Source organism: Mycobacterium sp. NS-7484 (genome assembly GCF_001953975.1).
In the GTDB taxonomy this organism is placed as follows: Bacteria; Actinomycetota; Actinomycetes; order Mycobacteriales; family Mycobacteriaceae; genus Mycobacterium.
This window is the reverse complement of sequence record NZ_MBEJ01000110.1, coordinates 51,048-68,178: the sequence shown is the minus strand read 5'-3', so window position 1 is coordinate 68,178 and position 17,131 is coordinate 51,048. Positions and strand designations below refer to the sequence as shown.

Genomic DNA, 17,131 nt, shown 5'->3' with positions numbered 1-17,131 from the left:
CCCCGGTGCAGGGGCCGATCCGAGCGGAGGTGTTTCAGCGGTGTCAGACTCCCCAGACCACGGGCACGTCCCGGTCCTGCTGGACCGCTGCGTCGAGTTGTTGGCCCCCGCGCTCACCCGCCGTCACGCCGACGGCTCCGGTGCGGTGCTGGTGGACGCCACGTTGGGGGCCGGAGGTCATTCCGAGCGTTTCCTGACCGAGTTCGCCGGTCTACAGGTGATCGGTCTGGACCGTGACCCCAACGCGCTGAGTATCGCCGGTGCCCGGCTGGCCTCGTTCGGTGATCGTATGCGGCTGGTGCGGACCCGCTACGACGGAATCGCCGGCGCGATAGCCGATTCCGGCGTGCGGCAGGTCGACGGGGTGTTGTTCGACCTCGGGGTGTCCTCGATGCAGCTCGACCAGACCGAACGCGGTTTCTCTTATTCCGCGGATGCGCCGCTGGACATGCGGATGGATCCCGATGCGCCGTTGACCGCCGCGGACATTCTCAACACCTACGACGCCAAGTCGATTGCGCGGATTCTTCGGGATTTCGGGGAAGAGCGGTTTGCCGGCCGGATCGCCGACAAGGTGGTCAGACGGCGTGCGCAGCAACCGTTCTCGACCACCGGCGAGTTGGTCGAGCTGCTGTACGAGGCCATCCCGGCGCCGGCGCGCAGAACCGGGGGACACCCGGGAAAGCGCACCTTCCAGGCGCTGCGGGTCGCGGTCAACGGCGAGTTGGACTCACTGCGGGCCGCGCTGCCCGCCGCCCTGGCCGCATTGGTCGACGGCGGACGCATCGTGGTGATGGCCTATCAGTCATTGGAGGACCGCATCGTCAAGCAGGCGTTCAGTGCGGCCACCGCATCACGGACCCCGCCCGGGTTACCGATCGAGTTGCCCGGGCACGAACCCGAGTTCGTCGCATTGACCCGGGGGGCCGAGCGGGCTCGTCAAGCTGAGATCGATCGCAATCCGCGTAGCGCTCCGGTGCGGCTGCGGGCACTGGAAAAGGTTGGGGAAGGGGGCAACTCATGAAGGTGAAGCGACCCGAACAGCCGCGTGAGGCGGATCGCAGGCGTGGGGTGCGGCAGCCCCCGCGAGGGGGTGGACGGCGGGGTGAGGCTCCGCCGCGCAAGCGTCGGCCGGTCTCTGAACAACGGCCCGCGCGTACCGCGCCGGGTACCGGACCGATTCAACGACCGGGGACCCGCCCGGCGCGGCCCAAGAGCGCCAGCCAGGCCAAGGCTCGGGCAAAGGCGCGTAAAGCCAAGGCTCCCAAGGTCGTCCGCCCGCCACTGCGGGTGCGGTTGCGGGAGCGGCTCCTGGTTCGGTTGGCATCGATCGAACTGAATCCGCGCGTTCTCATCGCGAGGGTCCCGTTCGTCGTGCTGGTGATCGCCGCGCTGGGTATCGGGCTCGCGGTCACGCTGTGGTTGTCGACCGGATCGGCGGAGCGGTCCTACCAGTTGGGGCATGCCCGCCAGGTCAATGAGGGCCTGTCGCAACAGAAAGAGGCCTTGGAGCGCGACGTCCTCGAGGCGCAGGCGGCGCCGGCGCTGGCCGAGTCGGCGCGCAATCTGGGCATGATCCCGTCGCGCGACACCGCTCATCTGGTGCAGGACGGCACAGGCAACTGGACGGTGGTCGGCACCCCCAAGCCCGCCGAAGGCGTGCCACCGCCCCCGTTGAACACGCCGTTGCCGGAGGAGGCCCCGCCGCCGCCCCCCGCGGCTCCGGCGCCGCGGGTCGTGGACCCACGGGAGTTGACGGTGCGTACACCGCGTGCGCTCAACCCGGTCGCACCGGGTCTTCCGGTTCCCCAAGCCGAGGCGCCGCACGGGGCGCCGGGTGCGTTGCCCCCGGTTCCCGGCCCGGTCCCGGTTCCCCAGGCGCCGCCGGCGCCGGCTCCCGACGTGCTCGCCGCACCTGCGCCGGCCCCCACCCCGCCGCAGGTGCCGGTGGCCGGGGTGCCGACCGCTCCCGGACCGGTCCTCGCCGCGCCGGCTCCCGCACCGGCCGCACCGATGCCCGCCGCACCCGCTGCGGCGCCGGCAGCTCCCGCGCCCGCGCTGGCCGCACCGGCACCGGCCACTCCGCTTGAGCAGTTCAGCCCGCCGGTGGCACCGGCCGCACACGTCCCCGCGGCCGCCATGAACGTCCCGGCACCGGCAGCATGAGCCGCCGCCAGGACCGCCGGACACCTGCGACGCCGCAGCGGGGTAAACCGGCCGCATCCGGGCAGGGGCACGAGGCGCGGCTACGCCGTACTCGGATCGCGACTCCTGACGCAGGTTTGCGGAGTTCGTCTTTCGTGTTCCGGCACCGGGCCGGCAACGTGGTCATGTTCGGAGTGTTGATCATCGCGGCCGCCCAGTTGTTCAGCCTCCAGGTGCCCCGGGCGGCGGGTCTGCGGGCCGAGGCAGCCGGTCAGCTCAAGGTCACCGACGTGAATCCGGCCATGCGCGGCAGCATCATCGACCGTAACGATGACAAGTTGGCATTCACGATCGAGGCCAAGGCGCTGACTTTCCAGCCGGTGCGGGTCCGCAAGCAACTGGAGGAGGCCAAGGCCAAGTCGGCCGATGCGCCCGATCCGGATCACCGGCTGACCGAGATCGCCAAGGAGGTGGCCACCCGGCTGGACAACCGCCCCGATGCCAAGACCGTGCTCAAGAAGCTGCGCAGCAACGAGACTTTCGTCTATCTGGCCCGTGCGGTCGATCCGGCGATCGCCGGTGCGATCACCGACAAGTTCCCCGAGGTGGGCTCGGAACGCCAGGATTTGCGGCAGTATCCGGGCGGCTCGCTTGCGGCGAACATCGTCGGCGGAATCGATTGGGACGGACACGGTCTGCTCGGACTGGAGGATTCGCTCGACGCGGTCTTGGCCGGTGCTGACGGCTCGGTGACGTATGACCGTGGTTCGGACGGCGTGGTGATCCCGGGCAGTTACCGCAACCGCCACGATGCGGTCAACGGGTCCACCGTGCAACTGACCCTTGACGACGACATCCAGTACTACGTCCAGCAGCAGGTACAACAGGCCAAGGACGCCTCGGGTGCCAAGAACGTCTCCGCGGTTGTGCTCGACGCGAAAACCGCTGAGGTGCTGGCGATGTCGAACGACAACACGTTCGACCCGAGCCAGGACATCGGGCGTCAGGAGAATCGGCAGATGGGCAACCTGCCGGTGTCCTCGCCGTTCGAGCCGGGTTCGGTCAACAAGATCATCACCGCGGCGACGGCCATCGAGTTGGGGCTGACGAGTCCGGACGAGGTCCTGCAGGTGCCCGGCTCGATCGACATGGGCGGCGTCACCGTCAATGACGCCTGGAACCACGGGGTCATGCCGTACACCACCACCGGGGTATTCGGGAAGTCGTCCAACGTTGGCACCTTGATGCTGGCTCAGCGGATCGGCCCGGAGCGGTTCTACGAGATGGTGCGCAAGTTCGGCCTTGGCCAACGCACCGGTGTCGGGCTGCCGGGTGAGAGCTCCGGCCTGGTCCCGCCGATCGATCAGTGGTCGGGCAGTTCGTTCTCCAATCTGCCGATCGGACAGGGTCTTTCGATGACGCTGCTGCAGATGGCGGCGATGTACCAGACCATCGCCAACGACGGCGTGCGGATCCCGCCGCGGATCATCAAGTCCACGATCGGGCCGGACGGCAGTCGTACCGACGAACCACGGCCCGAGGGCGTCCGGGTGGTGTCGGCAGAAACCGCCCGCACGGTGCGCAACATGTTCCGCGCCATCGTGCAACGCGATCCGATGGGCGTGCAGCAGGGCACCGGTCCCCAGGCCGCGGTCGAGGGCTACCAGATCGCCGGCAAGACCGGTACCGCGCAGCAGATCAATCCGGCGTGCGGCTGCTACTACAACGACGTCTACTGGATCACCTTCGCGGGCATGGCGCCGGCAGACGATCCGCGCTACGTCGTCGGCATCATGATGGACGCGCCGCACCGGGCAGCCGACGGCTCACCCGGATCCTCGGCGGCCCCGCTGTTCCACAACATCGCTTCGTGGCTGCTGCAACGGCACAACGTCCCGTTGTCGCCGGATCCCGGTCCGCGGTTGACCCTGCAGGCGACCTGACCCCCACAGTCATGGCTATCGCGGTCGGCGGACCGCAGATGGGTACTGTGGCATGGCCATGAAGCTGCGTCCCAGCCGTCCCGCCGGCCAATATCTCGTGTCGCTCGCCGAACAGGTCAGGGCAACCTCCGCCGCCGGAAGTCTCTCGCCGGAACTCCGGGTGACGGGAGTTACCCTGCGCGGCCAGGACGCCCGGCCGGGTGACCTGTTCGCCGCACTGCCGGGCTCGGCGGTGCACGGGGCCCGTTACGCGGCCGACGCCGTCGCCGCCGGCGCGGTGGCGGTGCTCACCGATCAGACCGGCGCGGCCGAACTCGCCGGGCTCGACGTCCCGATCCTGGTCCATGCCGACCCTCGCTCGGTGCTCGGTGACGTGGCCGCCGAGGTGTACGGCCGGCCCTCGGAGCGGCTGACCGTGATCGGGGTGACCGGAACGTCGGGTAAGACGACGACCACGTATCTGGTGGAGGCCGGTCTGCGTGCCGCGGGCCGGGTGGCCGGGTTGATCGGCACGGTCGGGGTGCGGATCGACGGCCGTGACGTGCCGAGTTCGCTGACGACGCCCGAGGCGCCGGATCTGCAGGCGTTGTTGGCCGTGATGGTCGAAAGCGGGGTGGACACCGTGGTGATGGAGGTGTCCAGCCATGCGCTGACGTTGGGTCGTGTCGACGGCATCGCGTTCGCGCTGGGCGGGTTCACCAACCTCTCGCGCGACCACCTGGATTTCCACCCCACGATGGCCGACTACTTCGAGGCCAAGGCCCGGCTGTTCGACCCCCGGTCACGTAACCACGCCGCGGCAGCAGTGATCTGCGTCGACGACGAGGCCGGCGCCGCCATGGCCCACCGGGCGCAGGAGGTAGTGACGGTCAGCGCCTCGGGCCGGTCCGCGGACTGGCAGGTGCGCGACGTCACGGCCGTCGGAGTGGGCTCCCAGCAGTTCACCCTCGTCGATCCCGCCGGCGCGTCGCACCGGATGCAGATCGGACTGACCGGCGGATACAACGTCGCCAACGCGGCCCTGGCGATCGCGCTGCTGGCCGGAGCCGGGGTGTCGCCCGAGCAGGCCGCTGCGGACCTGGCGACGGCCACCGTTCCCGGCCGGCTGCAGCCGATCGACCGGGGGCAGCCGTTCCTGGCGTTGGTGGACTACGCGCACAAGCCGGGTGCGCTGCAGGCGGTACTGGAGACGCTGCGGGCGTCGGGGCCGGGCCGCATCGGGGTGGTGTTCGGGGCCGGCGGCAACCGGGATACGGGCAAGCGCGGGCCGATGGGGCGGGTCGCCGCGGAACTGGCCGACCTTGTCGTCGTCACCGATGACAACCCCCGCGACGAAGATCCGGGACTGATCCGGGCGGCGATCATGGCCGGGGCCGCGCAAGCCTCGACGGGCGCCGAGGTGGCCGAGGTCGCCGACCGGCGCGCCGCGATCGAGTACGCCGTGGCCTGGGCCGGCCCCGGTGACATCGTGTTGATCGCCGGAAAAGGCCATGAGAGTGGGCAGACCGCCGGTGGCCACACCCGGCCGTTCGACGATCGCGACGAGCTCGCGGCGGCGTTGGAGGCACTCAAGACAGGGGAGACGGGTACGTGATCGAGATGACCATCGCCAGGATCGCCGAGATCGTGGGCGGCGAACTGGTCGACATCACCGCTGAAGAGGCGGCGGTCACCCGGGTCACCGGCACGGTGGAGTTCGACTCGCGTGCGGTCGGCCCCGGTGGGTTGTTCCTGGCGCTGCCCGGGGCGCGTTCCGACGGGCACGACTTCGCCGCCGCGGCGGTGGCCGCCGGGGCCGTGGCAGTTCTGGCGGCCCGGCCGGTCGGCGTCCCGGCCATCGTCGTGCAAGCTGCCCCCGGAGCAGCCGACAGTGCTTCGGGCGCTTTGGAATTCGACACCGATGGCTCCGGTGCGGCGGTACTGGCCGCGCTGGCCAAGTTGGCTGCGGCGGTGGCCGCCGAACTCGTCGCCGGTGGGCTGAAGATCATCGGGGTGACGGGATCCTCGGGTAAGACCTCGACCAAGGATCTGCTGGCCGCGGTGCTGGCCCCGCTCGGAGAGGTGATCGCGCCGCCGGGCTCGTTCAACAACGAGCTCGGGCATCCCTGGACGGTGCTGCGGGCCACGCCCGAGACCGACTACCTGATCCTGGAGATGTCGGCCCGGCATCCCGGCAATATCGCCGCGCTGGCGGCCATCGCGCCGCCGCAGATCGCGGTGGTGCTCAACGTGGGCACCGCGCATCTCGGCGAGTTCGGTTCGCGCGAGGCCATTGCCATGACGAAAGCCGAGTTGCCGCAAGCGGTTCCAGCCTCCGGCGTGGTCATTCTCAACGCGGACGACTCCGCGGTGGCGGCGATGGCCGAGGTGACCGAGGCCCGGGTGGTGCGGGTCTCGCGTGAGCCGGGTTCCCAGGTCGACGTCTGGGCGGGCCCGGTCACCCTCGACGAGCTGGCCCGCCCGCGGTTCACGCTGCACGCCGGCGGGGACGAGACCGAGGTGACGCTCGCGGTGCACGGTGACCATCAGGTGAGCAACGCGTTGTGTGCGGCCGCCGTCGCGCTGCAGTGCGGTGCCGGCTTGGAACAGGTGGCCACGGCGCTGGCGGGTGCCGGTCCGGTCTCGCGGCATCGCATGCAGGTCGCCACCCGTGCCGACGGCGTGACGGTGATCAACGACGCCTACAACGCCAACCCGGATTCGATGCGTGCCGGGCTCAAGGCGTTGGCCTGGATGGCCCGCCGGGCTGCCGGAGATGCGGGCGGGGGGAAACGTCGCAGTTGGGCGGTACTGGGTGAGATGGCCGAACTCGGTGACGACACGATTACCGAGCACGACGCCATCGGTCGGTTCGCCGTGCGCTTAGATGTGTCTCGATTAATCGTCGTCGGCACCGGGAGGACTATGAACGCCATGCACCACGGCGCGGTGATGGAGGGTTCGTGGGGATCTGAGTCCACGATGGTCGACGACGCCGACGCTGCACTGGCCCTGCTGCGCGCTGAGCTGCAACCCGGGGACGTGGTGCTGGTGAAGGCATCCAACTCGGTGGGCTTGGGTGCCTTGGCCGACGCGTTGGTCACCGCCGGGGGCGGCGACCGATGAAGCTCATCCTGATCGCCGTCGGCATCGCACTGACGGTGTCGATCCTGCTGACGCCTGCGCTCATCCGGTTGTTCACCAAGCGCGGGCTGGGCCATGAGATCCGGGAGGACGGTCCGGCCAGCCACGCCAAGAAGCGCGGCACCCCGTCGATGGGCGGGGTGGCAATCGTGGCCGGCATCTGGGCGGCGTATCTGGGGACCCACCTGGTCGGCGTGGCGTTGGGCGGAGAGGGTCCGTCGGCGTCGGGGCTGCTGGTGCTGGGCCTGGCCACGATGCTCGGCCTGGTCGGATTCGTCGACGATCTGATCAAGCTGCGGCGCTCGCGCAACCTCGGATTGAACAAGACCGCCAAGACCGTCGGTCAGTTGACCGCCGCGGTGCTGTTCGGCGTGCTGGTCCTGCAGTTCCGCAACGGCGACGGCCTGACCCCGGGCAGTCCGGATCTGTCCTATGTCCGCGAGATCGCCACCGTGACCCTGGCCTCCTGGGTGTTCGTGGTGTTCTGCGTGGTGATCGTCAGCGCGTGGTCCAACGCGGTGAACTTCACCGACGGCCTCGACGGCCTGGCGGCCGGCGCAATGGCGATGGTGTGCGCGGCCTATGTGCTGATCACGTTCTGGCAGTACCGCAACGCCTGCGCCACCGCGCCCGGCCTGGGCTGCTACAACGTGCGCGACCCGCTGGACCTGGCGATCATCGCCGCCGCCACGGCCGGGGCCTGCATCGGCTTCCTGTGGTGGAATGCCGCACCGGCCAAGATCTTCATGGGCGACACCGGCTCGCTGGCGCTGGGCGGCATCATCGCCGGGTTGTCGGTGACCAGCCGTACCGAGATCCTGGCGGTGGTGCTGGGCGCGCTGTTCGTGGCCGAGGTGACCTCGGTGGTGGTGCAGATCCTGGCGTTCCGCACCACGGGCCGCCGGGTGTTCCGGATGGCGCCGTTCCATCACCATTTCGAGTTGGTGGGTTGGGCCGAGACCACGGTGATCATCCGGTTCTGGCTGCTGACGGCGATCGCCTGCGGCCTGGGCGTGGCGTTGTTCTACAGCGAGTGGCTCACCGCTGTCGGGGCCTGACGTGCCGGCCGGTGAGCTGTCGCTGCTGACACCCGGCGCGCCGGTGTTGGTTACCGGTGCCGGGGTGACGGGCCGGGCCGTGCTGGCGGCGCTGGCGCCGCTGGGAGTGGCGGCCACCCTGTGTGATGACAATGCCGAGGCCCTGCGGTCGTACGCCGAGCAGGGCACCGCGGTCATCGATCCCGCCGGCGCCATCGCCGGCATCGCCGATTACGCGCTGGTGGTGACGAGCCCGGGATTCCCGCCCACGGCCCCCGTGCTGGCCGCCGCCGCGTCGGCCGGGGTACCGATCTGGGGCGACGTCGAACTGGCCTGGCGGCTGGACGCCGCCGGTCGGTACGGACCGCCGCGGCGCTGGTTGGTGGTCACCGGCACCAACGGCAAGACCACCACGACCTCGATGCTGCACGACATGTTGCTGGCCGATGGGCGACGGAGCTTGTTGTGCGGCAACATCGGTGACCCGGTGCTGGCCGTGCTGGACCAGCCCGCCGACCACCTCGCGGTCGAGCTGTCCAGTTTCCAATTGCACTGGGCGCCGTCTCTGCGGCCGGAGGCCGGTGTGGTGCTCAATGTCGCCGAGGATCATCTGGACTGGCACGGGTCGATGGCGGCCTACGCCGCCGACAAAGCCCGGGCACTGGCCGGACGGGTGGCGGTGGTCGGTCTCGACGATCCGGTGGCGGCGGGACTGTTGCCGGCCGCCGCGGCGCCGGTGCGGGTCGGCTTTCGGCTGGGGGAGCCCGAGCCGGGGGAGCTCGGGGTACGCACCGGCACGCTCGTCGACCGCGCCTTTGGCGACGACGTCGAGCTGGCGGATTCGGCGACGATTCCGGTGGCGGGGCCCGTCGGGGTGCTTGACGCGTTGGCCGCCTCGGCGCTGGCCCGTGCGGTCGGGGTGTCGCCGCGGTCCATCGCGTCGGCCTTGGCGTCGTTTCAGGTCGGCAGGCACCGGGCCGAGCCGGTCGGGGTGGTCGACGGAGTGAGTTTCGTCGACGATTCCAAGGCCACCAACCCCCATGCCGCACAGGCCTCGATCACCGCGTTCGACCGGGTGGTCTGGATCGCCGGAGGATTGCTGAAAGGCGCATCGGTCGACGAGTTGGTCCATGCAGTGGCGAATCGGCTGGTCGGAGTGGTGTTGATCGGCCGCGACCGGCACATGGTTGCCGATGCGTTATCGCGACACGCCCCGGATGTCCCCGTCGTCGAGGTTGTGACGGGGGAGGATTCTGGGGTGCTTGAGACAAATGAGTCCCTTGGTGATCATGTGACTCGTGTGATCGAAGTCGGTGACCGGCCGGTCTCCGACGCGGTCATGGCGGCGGTCGTAGCTGCCGCCCGCGGGCTGGCCGCCCCGGGCGACACCGTTTTGCTGGCCCCGGCAGGCGCGTCCTTCGATCAGTTCAGCGGCTACGGTCAGCGCGGCGATGCGTTCGCCGGGGCCGTGTGCGCCGCGATCGGGTAGACGAGGGTGGTCAGCATCCTGGCCCGGTTGCGCCGCGGCAGCGGTGACGCGACCGGCGGGGCCGACGATGCCGCCGCGGCTGCCGCGGCGGGATCCGCCGAGTCCAGCTCCACGGCCGCCGCGACGCCACGCACGCGCTTCGGTGTCTGGCTCGGTCGACCGATGACCTCGTTTCACCTGATCATCGCGGTCACCGCGCTGCTCACCACGCTCGGTCTGATCATGGTGCTCTCGGCCTCGGGGGTGTACTCCTACGATTTCGACGGCTCGCCGTGGGCGGTGTTCGGCCGGCAGGTGATGTGGACCGTCGTCGGGTTGATCGCGTTCTACCTGGCCTTACGAATCCCGGTGCGGACGCTGCGCCGGCTGGCCTTTCCCGGTTTCGCCTTCACCATCGTGCTGCTGGTGCTGGTGCTCATCCCCGGCATCGGCAAGGTGGCCAACGGGTCGCGCGGCTGGTTCGTCGTCGCCGGCTTCTCCATGCAGCCCTCGGAACTGGCCAAGATCGCGTTCGCCATCTGGGGTGCACATCTGCTCGCGGCCCGGCGCATGGAGCGGGCGTCACTGCGCGAGATGCTGATCCCGCTGGTCCCCGCCGCGGTGATCGCTCTGGCATTGATCGTCGCCCAGCCCGACCTGGGGCAGACCGTGTCGCTGAGCATCATCCTGCTGGGCCTGCTCTGGTACGCCGGACTGCCGCTGCGCGTCTTCCTGTCGTCGTTGCTGGCGGCGGTCCTCGCGGCCGGCGTGCTGGCACTTTCCGCCGGTTACCGGTCTGACCGGGTGCAATCCTGGCTGGACCCGGCGGCCGATTCCCAAGGCATCGGCTACCAGTCCCGGCAGGCCCGGTTCGCGCTGGCCAACGGCGGCATCTTCGGTGACGGCCTCGGCCAGGGCACCGCCAAGTGGAACTATCTACCCAACGCACACAACGACTTCATCTTCGCGATCATCGGCGAAGAGCTCGGCTTCATCGGTGCGGTGGGGCTGCTGGCACTGTTCGGCTTGTTCGCCTACACCGGGATGCGCATCGCCCGGCGTTCGGCCGATCCGTTCCTGCGCCTGCTGGCGGCCACCACCACGCTGTGGGTGGTCGGCCAGATGTTCATCAACGTCGGTTACGTGGTGGGGCTGTTGCCGGTGACCGGGCTGCAGCTGCCGCTGATCTCGGCCGGCGGGTCATCCCAGGCCACAACGCTTTTGATGATGGGTTTGATCACCAACGCGGCTCGGCACGAGCCTGAGGCGGTGGCCGCGTTGCGGGCCGGGAGCGACGATCGGATGAACCGGCTGCTGCGGCTTCCGCTCCCCGAACCCTACGTCCCCACCCGGTTGGAGGTGGCCCGCAACCGCCTGCACGACCGCCGCAAGGCGCCCACCCGCAGCCCGGGCAAGGCTGGCACCAAACCGGCCCCGAAAAAGACCGCCAAACAAGCAACCAAGCAGGCCGGCAAGCAAGGCTCGGCCAGACAACCCGCGGCCCGGCGCCGCGCCCCGCAAGGCGCGGACGGTCGCGGCGGGCGGTCCGGACGGGCCCGCGTCCAGCAGCCGGCCGGAACCGGCAGGTCGTCGGTCCGATATGGTGCAGGCCAGCGGAAACAGGGTCGACGGACCCGGACTTTGGAAGGTCAGCGTTACGGGTGAGCCGGATTTCTGATCCTCGGGGGCAGGAGCGAAGTGACCGGGGGATATCAGTCGTTCTCGCCGGTGGCGGGACGGCGGGTCACGTCGAGCCGGCGATGGCGGTGGCCGACGCGCTGCGGGAGCTCGACCCGCAGGTGCGTATCACCGCCCTCGGCACGGCCCGGGGCCTGGAGACCCGGCTGGTGCCGCAGCGCGGGTATGACCTGGAGTTGATCACCCCGGTCCCGCTGCCGCGCAAGCCGTCGGGCGATCTGGTGCGGTTGCCGCTGCGGGTGCGTACCGCGATCCGCGAGACCCGCTCGGTGCTCGCCGGCGTTGAAGCCGACGTGGTGATCGGCTTCGGCGGGTACGTGGCGCTGCCGGCCTATCTCGCCGCGCGCGGCGGCTTCGGCCTGCGCGGGCGTCGCCGTGCCGTTCCGGTGGTGGTCCATGAGGCGAACGCCAGCGCGGGGCTGGCCAACCGGGTCGGTGCCATCTCGGCGCGCCGGGTGCTCTCGGCGGTCCCCGAGCCGGGGTTGCGCAAGGTCGAGGTCGTCGGGGTGCCGGTGCGCGCCGCGATCACCTCGCTGGACCGTGCGGCGCTGCGGGCCGAAGCGCGGGCATTCTTCGGATTTGCCCCGGATGCCAAGGTGCTGTTGGTGTTCGGTGGCTCCCAGGGGGCACAGTCGATCAACCGCGCGGTGTCCTCGGCGGCCGGGGCCCTTGCGGCTGCGGGTGTTTCGGTTCTGCACGCCCATGGGCCCAAGAACACCCTGGAGCTTCCGGCCGCCGACGCGGGCGCGCCCCCCTACGTCGCGGTGCCCTACCTGGACCGGATGGATCTGGCCTATGCCGCAGCGGATCTCGCGATCTGCCGCTCCGGGGCGATGACCGTGGCCGAGGTGACCGCCGTGGGTCTGCCCGCGGTGTACGTCCCGCTGCCGATCGGCAACGGTGAGCAGCGGTTCAATGCGTTGCCGGTGGTGTCGGCCGGCGGCGGCGTCATCGTCGACGACGCCGATCTCACCGGTGAGTTCGTGGCCGATACCGTCGCGGCATTGATGACCGATGACGCGCGCTTGGCCGCGATGACGGCAGCCGCGTCGCTGTCCGGCCATCCCGATGCGGCCCGGCAGGTAGCGCAGGTTGCCCTCGATGTCGTCCGTGACCAACGAAAGAAGCTGCGGTGAACGGTAATTCACTTCCGGCCGAGTTGGAGCGGGTGCACATGGTCGGGATCGGAGGAGCCGGGATGTCGGGTGTGGCCCGCATCCTGCTGGACCGTGGCGGGCTGGTCTCGGGATCGGACGCCAAGGAGTCACGCGGCGTGGTCGCGTTGCGGGCCCGCGGTGCCGAGATCCGGATCGGCCATGACGCGGCGTCACTGGATCTGTTGCCGGGTGGGCCGACCGCTGTGGTCACCACCCACGCGGCGATCCCCAAGACGAATCCGGAACTGGTCGAGGCTCGGCGTCGGGGAATCCCGGTGATCCTGCGGCCGGTGGTGCTGGCCAAACTGATGGCCGGCTACACCACGGTGATGGTGACCGGAACCCACGGCAAGACCACCACCACGTCGATGCTCATCGTGGCGTTGCAGCACAGCGGTTTCGATCCGTCGTTCGCCGTCGGCGGGGAGTTGGGTGAGGCGGGGACCAATGCCCACCACGGCAGTGGGACGTGCTTTGTCGCCGAGGCCGACGAGAGCGACGGCTCGCTGCTGGAGTACACCCCGAATGTCGCGGTGGTCACCAACATCGAGGCTGACCATCTGGACTTCTTCGGTAGCGAGCAGGCCTACACAGAGGTCTTCTCCGCCTTCGTCGACCGCATCGCACCCGGTGGTGCGCTGGTGGTGTGTACCGACGATCCGGGATCTGCGACTCTCGCCGAACATACTGCGGCACTGGGAATCCGGGTCTTGCGCTACGGCAGCTCCCCGGCCGATGACCTGGCGGGCACTCTGCTGAATTGGGAGCAACAGGGGACCGGTGCGGTGGCCCATATCCAACTCGCCGGTGAGCCGCATCCGCGGGCGATCCGCCTGGCGGTACCGGGCCGGCACATGGCGCTCAATGCGCTGGCGGCGTTGCTGGCCGCCATCGAGGTGGGCGCGTCGGCGGAAACCGTGCTCGACGGGCTGGCCGAATTCGAGGGCGTGCGACGGCGTTTCGAGCTGGTGGGTTCGACGGCCGGGGTTCGGGTGTTCGATGACTACGCGCACCATCCCACCGAGGTGCGGGCCACGCTGGAGGCCGCTCGCTCCGTCGTGGCCCAGACCGGTGGCCGGGTCCTCGTCGCGTTCCAGCCCCACTTGTACTCGCGCACCGCGACTTTCGCGACCGAATTCGGCGCCGCACTCAGTGCCGCCGACGAGGTCTTCGTCCTTGACGTCTACGGTGCGCGCGAGCAGCCGCTGCCCGGGATCAGTGGCGCCACGGTCGCCGAACATGTCACCTCGGCAGTCACCTACGTGCCCGATTTCTCGGCGGTGGCAGCGACGGTGGCAGCTGCGGCCCGCTCCGGGGATGTGGTGCTCACCATGGGCGCCGGCGATGTCACGATGCTCGGCCAGGAGATCCTGACCGAGCTCGGAATCAAGGCCAACCGCAGCGCCCCGGGCCGTTCGTCCTCGGAGTCGCCGTGACCGAGGCGGGTCCCGGCGGTCCCGACGAGGTGACCGAGGTTCCCGGCGAGGCGGACACCCCGCCGCCCGCGGCCGGGCCGAATTCACCGCCCGCGGCCGACCCCGATTCGCCGCCCGCGGAGGGCTCCGACTCGCCGCCCGCGGGAGAACCCGACTACGAGGGCCCCCGCCGCCGGGCCCGCCGTGAGCGCGCCGAGCGCCGTGCCGCGCGGGACCGCGCGATGGCCATCGAGCAGGCTCGCCGCGAGGCCAAGCGCCGGATCGGTCAATCTGCAGATGCGCCGAACACGGTGGCCCGCAGCACTGTTCGCGGTCTCAAGGTGCTGCTGTGGACCGCGCTGGCAAGCGTGGTGGCGGTGGCGCTGGGCCTGGTGCTGTATTTCACGCCGGTGATGTCGGCCCGCACCGTGGCGGTCACGGGCGCGGCCGCGGTGCCCACCGAGCAGGTGTTGGCGGCCGCGGCGGTGGCGCCGGGCACGCCGCTGTTGCAGATCGACACGGACGCGGTCGCCGAACGCGTCGCCGCCATCCGGCGTATCGCCACCGCACGGGTGCAGCGGGAGTACCCGTCGACCCTGCGGATCACCGTGGTCGAGCGGGTCCCGGTGGTGGTCAAGGATTATCCGGACGGGCCGCATCTGTTCGACCGCGACGGCGTCGACTTCGCCACCGAGCCGCCTCCGCCCACACTGCCGTATCTCGATACCGACCATCCCGGCCCCAAGGACCCGGCCACCAAGGCCGCCCTCGAAGTGATGCTGGCCTTGCCGCCGGATGTGGTCGCCCAGGTCGGCCGGATCGCCGCGCCATCGGTGGCCTCGATCGCGTTGACGCTCACCGATGGCCGAGTCGTGGTGTGGGGGACCAACGACCGGACCGAGGAAAAGGCGCTGAAGTTGGCCGCCCTGTTGACCCAGCCGGGCCACACCTACGACGTCTCGAGCCCGGATCTGCCCACGGTGAAGTAGACCGCCCGCGAAGAGATTCGGGTCTTCGGCAGAAATTGCCGCACGCGCGTCGGCGCGCCTGCCACGATCGGCGCCGTTGGCCCCCTACCGTTCTGTTTGCGCGGAACTACTTGACATAACTCTAAGCCTATGGTTGAGGTTGAGGGTTTGCTCGGGAGGATTCGGCGTCAGAAGCACTGTGAACACCCGACTTGGGAGGAAGACCACGATGACCCCCCCGCATAACTACCTCGCGGTAATCAAGGTGGTTGGTATCGGCGGCGGCGGTGTCAACGCCGTCAACCGAATGATCGAACAGGGCCTCAAGGGCGTCGAGTTCATCGCGATCAACACCGACGCACAGGCACTGCTGATGAGTGACGCCGACGTCAAGCTCGATGTCGGGCGTGACTCCACCCGTGGCCTCGGTGCCGGGGCGGATCCCGAGGTCGGCCGCAAGGCAGCCGAGGACGCCAAGGACGACATCGAAGAGCTGCTGCGCGGCGCCGACATGGTGTTCGTCACCGCCGGTGAGGGCGGCGGCACCGGAACCGGCGGCGCGCCGGTGGTGGCGTCGATCGCCCGCAAGCTCGGTGCACTCACCGTCGGCGTGGTGACGCGGCCGTTCTCGTTCGAGGGCAAGCGCCGAAGCAACCAGGCCGAGAACGGCATCCAGACCTTGCGCGAGAGCTGCGACACCCTCATCGTCATCCCCAACGACCGGCTGCTGCAGATGGGTGACGCCGCAGTGTCGTTGATGGACGCCTTCCGCAGCGCCGACGAGGTGCTGCTCAACGGTGTTCAGGGCATCACCGATCTGATCACCACGCCCGGGTTGATCAACGTCGACTTCGCCGACGTCAAAGGCGTGATGAGCGGGGCGGGTACCGCGTTGATGGGCATCGGCTCGGCGCGCGGTGACGGCCGGGCACTCAAGGCCGCCGAGATCGCGATCAACTCGCCGCTGCTGGAAGCCTCAATGGAGGGTGCCCAGGGTGTGCTGCTGTCGGTGGCCGGCGGTAGTGATCTGGGTCTGTTCGAGATCAACGAGGCCGCCTCGCTCGTGCAGGACGCGGCGCACCCCGAGGCCAACATCATCTTCGGCACCGTGATCGACGACTCGCTGGGTGACGAGGTGCGGGTCACGGTCATCGCCGCCGGATTCGACAGTGCGGGGCCGAGCCGTAAGCCGGTGGTCAGCCCGAGCGCGGCGCAGACCCAGCCGATCGCCACGGCGCGGGCGGGCAAGGTGACGACGTCGCTGTTCGAGCCGACGGACGCGGCGAGCGTGCCGGCGCACACCAATGGCGCCACCGTCAGTGTCGGCGGGGACGGAGACGGCGGGATCTCCGACGACGATGTCGACGTGCCGCCGTTCATGCGGCACTGACTCGGGCTTCACGGGCGGTTCGGATACTGGGATCGTGAGTGTGCGTATTCGCCGGGTGACCACCACCCGGGCCGGCGGTGTCTCGGCGCCCCCGTTCGATTCGTTCAACCTTGGCGATCACGTCGGTGACGATCCGGCCGCCGTGGCCCAGAACCGTCGTCGGCTGGCCGCCGCTGTGGGTGCCGATGCGCTGGTGTGGATGAATCAGGTGCACAGTGATCACGTCGTCACGGTGGACGGTCCGCACCGGGGCGCGGTCGAAAATACCGATGCATTGGTGACGTCGCGGCCGGGTTTGGCTTTGGTGGTGGTGACCGCTGATTGTGTGCCGGTATTAATGGGCGATGCCCGGGCCGGCGTGGTGGCCGCCGTTCATGCCGGACGGGTGGGTGCACAAAAAGGCATCGTCGCGCGGACGGTCGAGGCCATGGTGGCCGCCGGCGCACATGTCGGGGATATCTCGGTGCTGCTCGGGCCCGCGGTCAGCGGCGCCAACTACGAGGTGCCCGAATCGATGGCCGCCGATGTCGAGGCGGCGCTGCCCGGGTCGCGCACCACCACCTCCCGCGGTACGCCCGGGTTGGATCTGCGGGCCGGAATCGCCCGGCAGCTAACGGGTTTGGGCGTCACCGCGATCGACGTCGACCCGAGGTGCACGGTCGCCGACCGGGCGCTGTTCAGCCATCGCCGTGACGCGCCGACCGGACGGCTGGCGAGTGTCGTGTGGATGGAGCCGAGCCGATGAACCGATCACAGAAAGAAAGCCGAGTGGATCGCGAGTGAGCCT

At 69.7% G+C, this 17,131-nt stretch carries 13 protein-coding genes; all 13 read left to right on the top strand.

Annotated features, from left to right (window positions below; all coding sequences use genetic code 11):
• Window positions 1-40 precede the first annotated feature (40 nt).
• The 13 genes from rsmH to pgeF all read left to right on the top strand — a co-directional run bounded on the left by rsmH (window position 41) and on the right by pgeF (window position 17,089).
• On the top strand, window positions 41-1,024 hold the full coding sequence (gene rsmH / locus A5733_RS20765; protein WP_076241506.1) for a 16S rRNA (cytosine(1402)-N(4))-methyltransferase RsmH: 984 nt from the start codon (window positions 41-43) through the stop codon (window positions 1,022-1,024).
• Entirely contained in the window at window positions 1,021-2,166 is a 1,146-nt protein-coding gene (locus A5733_RS20760; RefSeq protein ID WP_076241505.1) for a hypothetical protein, read from the top strand. The genes rsmH and A5733_RS20760 overlap by 4 nt, the downstream gene beginning before the upstream one ends.
• Entirely contained in the window at window positions 2,163-4,088 is a 1,926-nt protein-coding gene (locus A5733_RS20755) for a penicillin-binding protein 2 (protein ID WP_067767743.1), read from the top strand. The genes A5733_RS20760 and A5733_RS20755 overlap by 4 nt, the downstream gene beginning before the upstream one ends.
• A gap of 52 nt (window positions 4,089-4,140) precedes the next feature.
• Window positions 4,141-5,682, top strand: coding sequence for a UDP-N-acetylmuramoyl-L-alanyl-D-glutamate--2,6-diaminopimelate ligase (locus A5733_RS20750; RefSeq protein WP_076241504.1), 1,542 nt, complete (start codon window positions 4,141-4,143; stop codon window positions 5,680-5,682).
• Window positions 5,679-7,193, top strand: coding sequence for a UDP-N-acetylmuramoyl-tripeptide--D-alanyl-D-alanine ligase (gene murF / locus A5733_RS20745; protein WP_076241503.1), 1,515 nt, complete (start codon window positions 5,679-5,681; stop codon window positions 7,191-7,193). The genes A5733_RS20750 and murF overlap by 4 nt, the downstream gene beginning before the upstream one ends.
• On the top strand, window positions 7,190-8,269 hold the full coding sequence (mraY, locus tag A5733_RS20740) for a phospho-N-acetylmuramoyl-pentapeptide-transferase (protein WP_067767752.1): 1,080 nt from the start codon (window positions 7,190-7,192) through the stop codon (window positions 8,267-8,269). Before murF ends, mraY begins: the two co-directional genes overlap by 4 nt.
• Complete coding sequence (gene murD / locus A5733_RS20735) at window positions 8,256-9,737, top strand: UDP-N-acetylmuramoyl-L-alanine--D-glutamate ligase (RefSeq protein WP_076241502.1); 1,482 nt, start codon at window positions 8,256-8,258, stop codon at window positions 9,735-9,737. Before mraY ends, murD begins: the two co-directional genes overlap by 14 nt.
• A gap of 6 nt (window positions 9,738-9,743) precedes the next feature.
• On the top strand, window positions 9,744-11,381 hold the full coding sequence (gene ftsW, locus A5733_RS20730) for a putative lipid II flippase FtsW (RefSeq protein WP_076241501.1): 1,638 nt from the start codon (window positions 9,744-9,746) through the stop codon (window positions 11,379-11,381).
• The gene (gene murG, locus A5733_RS20725) at window positions 11,378-12,550 is read left to right on the top strand and encodes an undecaprenyldiphospho-muramoylpentapeptide beta-N-acetylglucosaminyltransferase (protein WP_076241500.1); all 1,173 of its coding nucleotides are present in this window, start codon (window positions 11,378-11,380) and stop codon (window positions 12,548-12,550) included. The genes ftsW and murG overlap by 4 nt, the downstream gene beginning before the upstream one ends.
• Before the next feature lie 38 nt (window positions 12,551-12,588).
• Entirely contained in the window at window positions 12,589-14,007 is a 1,419-nt protein-coding gene (gene murC, locus A5733_RS20720) for a UDP-N-acetylmuramate--L-alanine ligase (protein WP_369830960.1), read from the top strand.
• Window positions 14,004-14,975, top strand: a complete 972-nt coding sequence (locus A5733_RS20715) for a cell division protein FtsQ/DivIB (RefSeq protein ID WP_083666360.1) — start codon at window positions 14,004-14,006, stop codon at window positions 14,973-14,975. Before murC ends, A5733_RS20715 begins: the two co-directional genes overlap by 4 nt.
• A gap of 208 nt (window positions 14,976-15,183) precedes the next feature.
• The gene (ftsZ, locus tag A5733_RS20710) at window positions 15,184-16,344 is read left to right on the top strand and encodes a cell division protein FtsZ (RefSeq protein ID WP_067767768.1); all 1,161 of its coding nucleotides are present in this window, start codon (window positions 15,184-15,186) and stop codon (window positions 16,342-16,344) included.
• Window positions 16,345-16,378: 34 nt separating this feature from the next.
• Window positions 16,379-17,089 (top strand): peptidoglycan editing factor PgeF, encoded by a 711-nt coding sequence (pgeF, locus tag A5733_RS20705; protein WP_142254117.1) that lies wholly within the window; start codon window positions 16,379-16,381, stop codon window positions 17,087-17,089.
• The last annotated feature ends 42 nt before the right edge of the window (window positions 17,090-17,131 follow it).

What these genes read in the sequence shown, in the direction of transcription:
- A5733_RS20755 (WP_067767743.1), top strand. Translation starts at nt 2,163, where the DNA reads ATGAGCCGCCGCCAGGACCGCCGGACACCTGCGACGCCGCAGCGGGGT.
- A5733_RS20750 (WP_076241504.1), top strand. Translation starts at nt 4,141, where the DNA reads ATGGCCATGAAGCTGCGTCCCAGCCGTCCCGCCGGCCAATATCTCGTG.
- ftsZ (WP_067767768.1), top strand. Translation starts at nt 15,184, where the DNA reads ATGACCCCCCCGCATAACTACCTCGCGGTAATCAAGGTGGTTGGTATC.
- murC (WP_369830960.1), top strand. Translation starts at nt 12,589, where the DNA reads ATGGTCGGGATCGGAGGAGCCGGGATGTCGGGTGTGGCCCGCATCCTG.
- A5733_RS20760 (WP_076241505.1), top strand. Translation starts at nt 1,021, where the DNA reads ATGAAGGTGAAGCGACCCGAACAGCCGCGTGAGGCGGATCGCAGGCGT.
- mraY (WP_067767752.1), top strand. Translation starts at nt 7,190, where the DNA reads ATGAAGCTCATCCTGATCGCCGTCGGCATCGCACTGACGGTGTCGATC.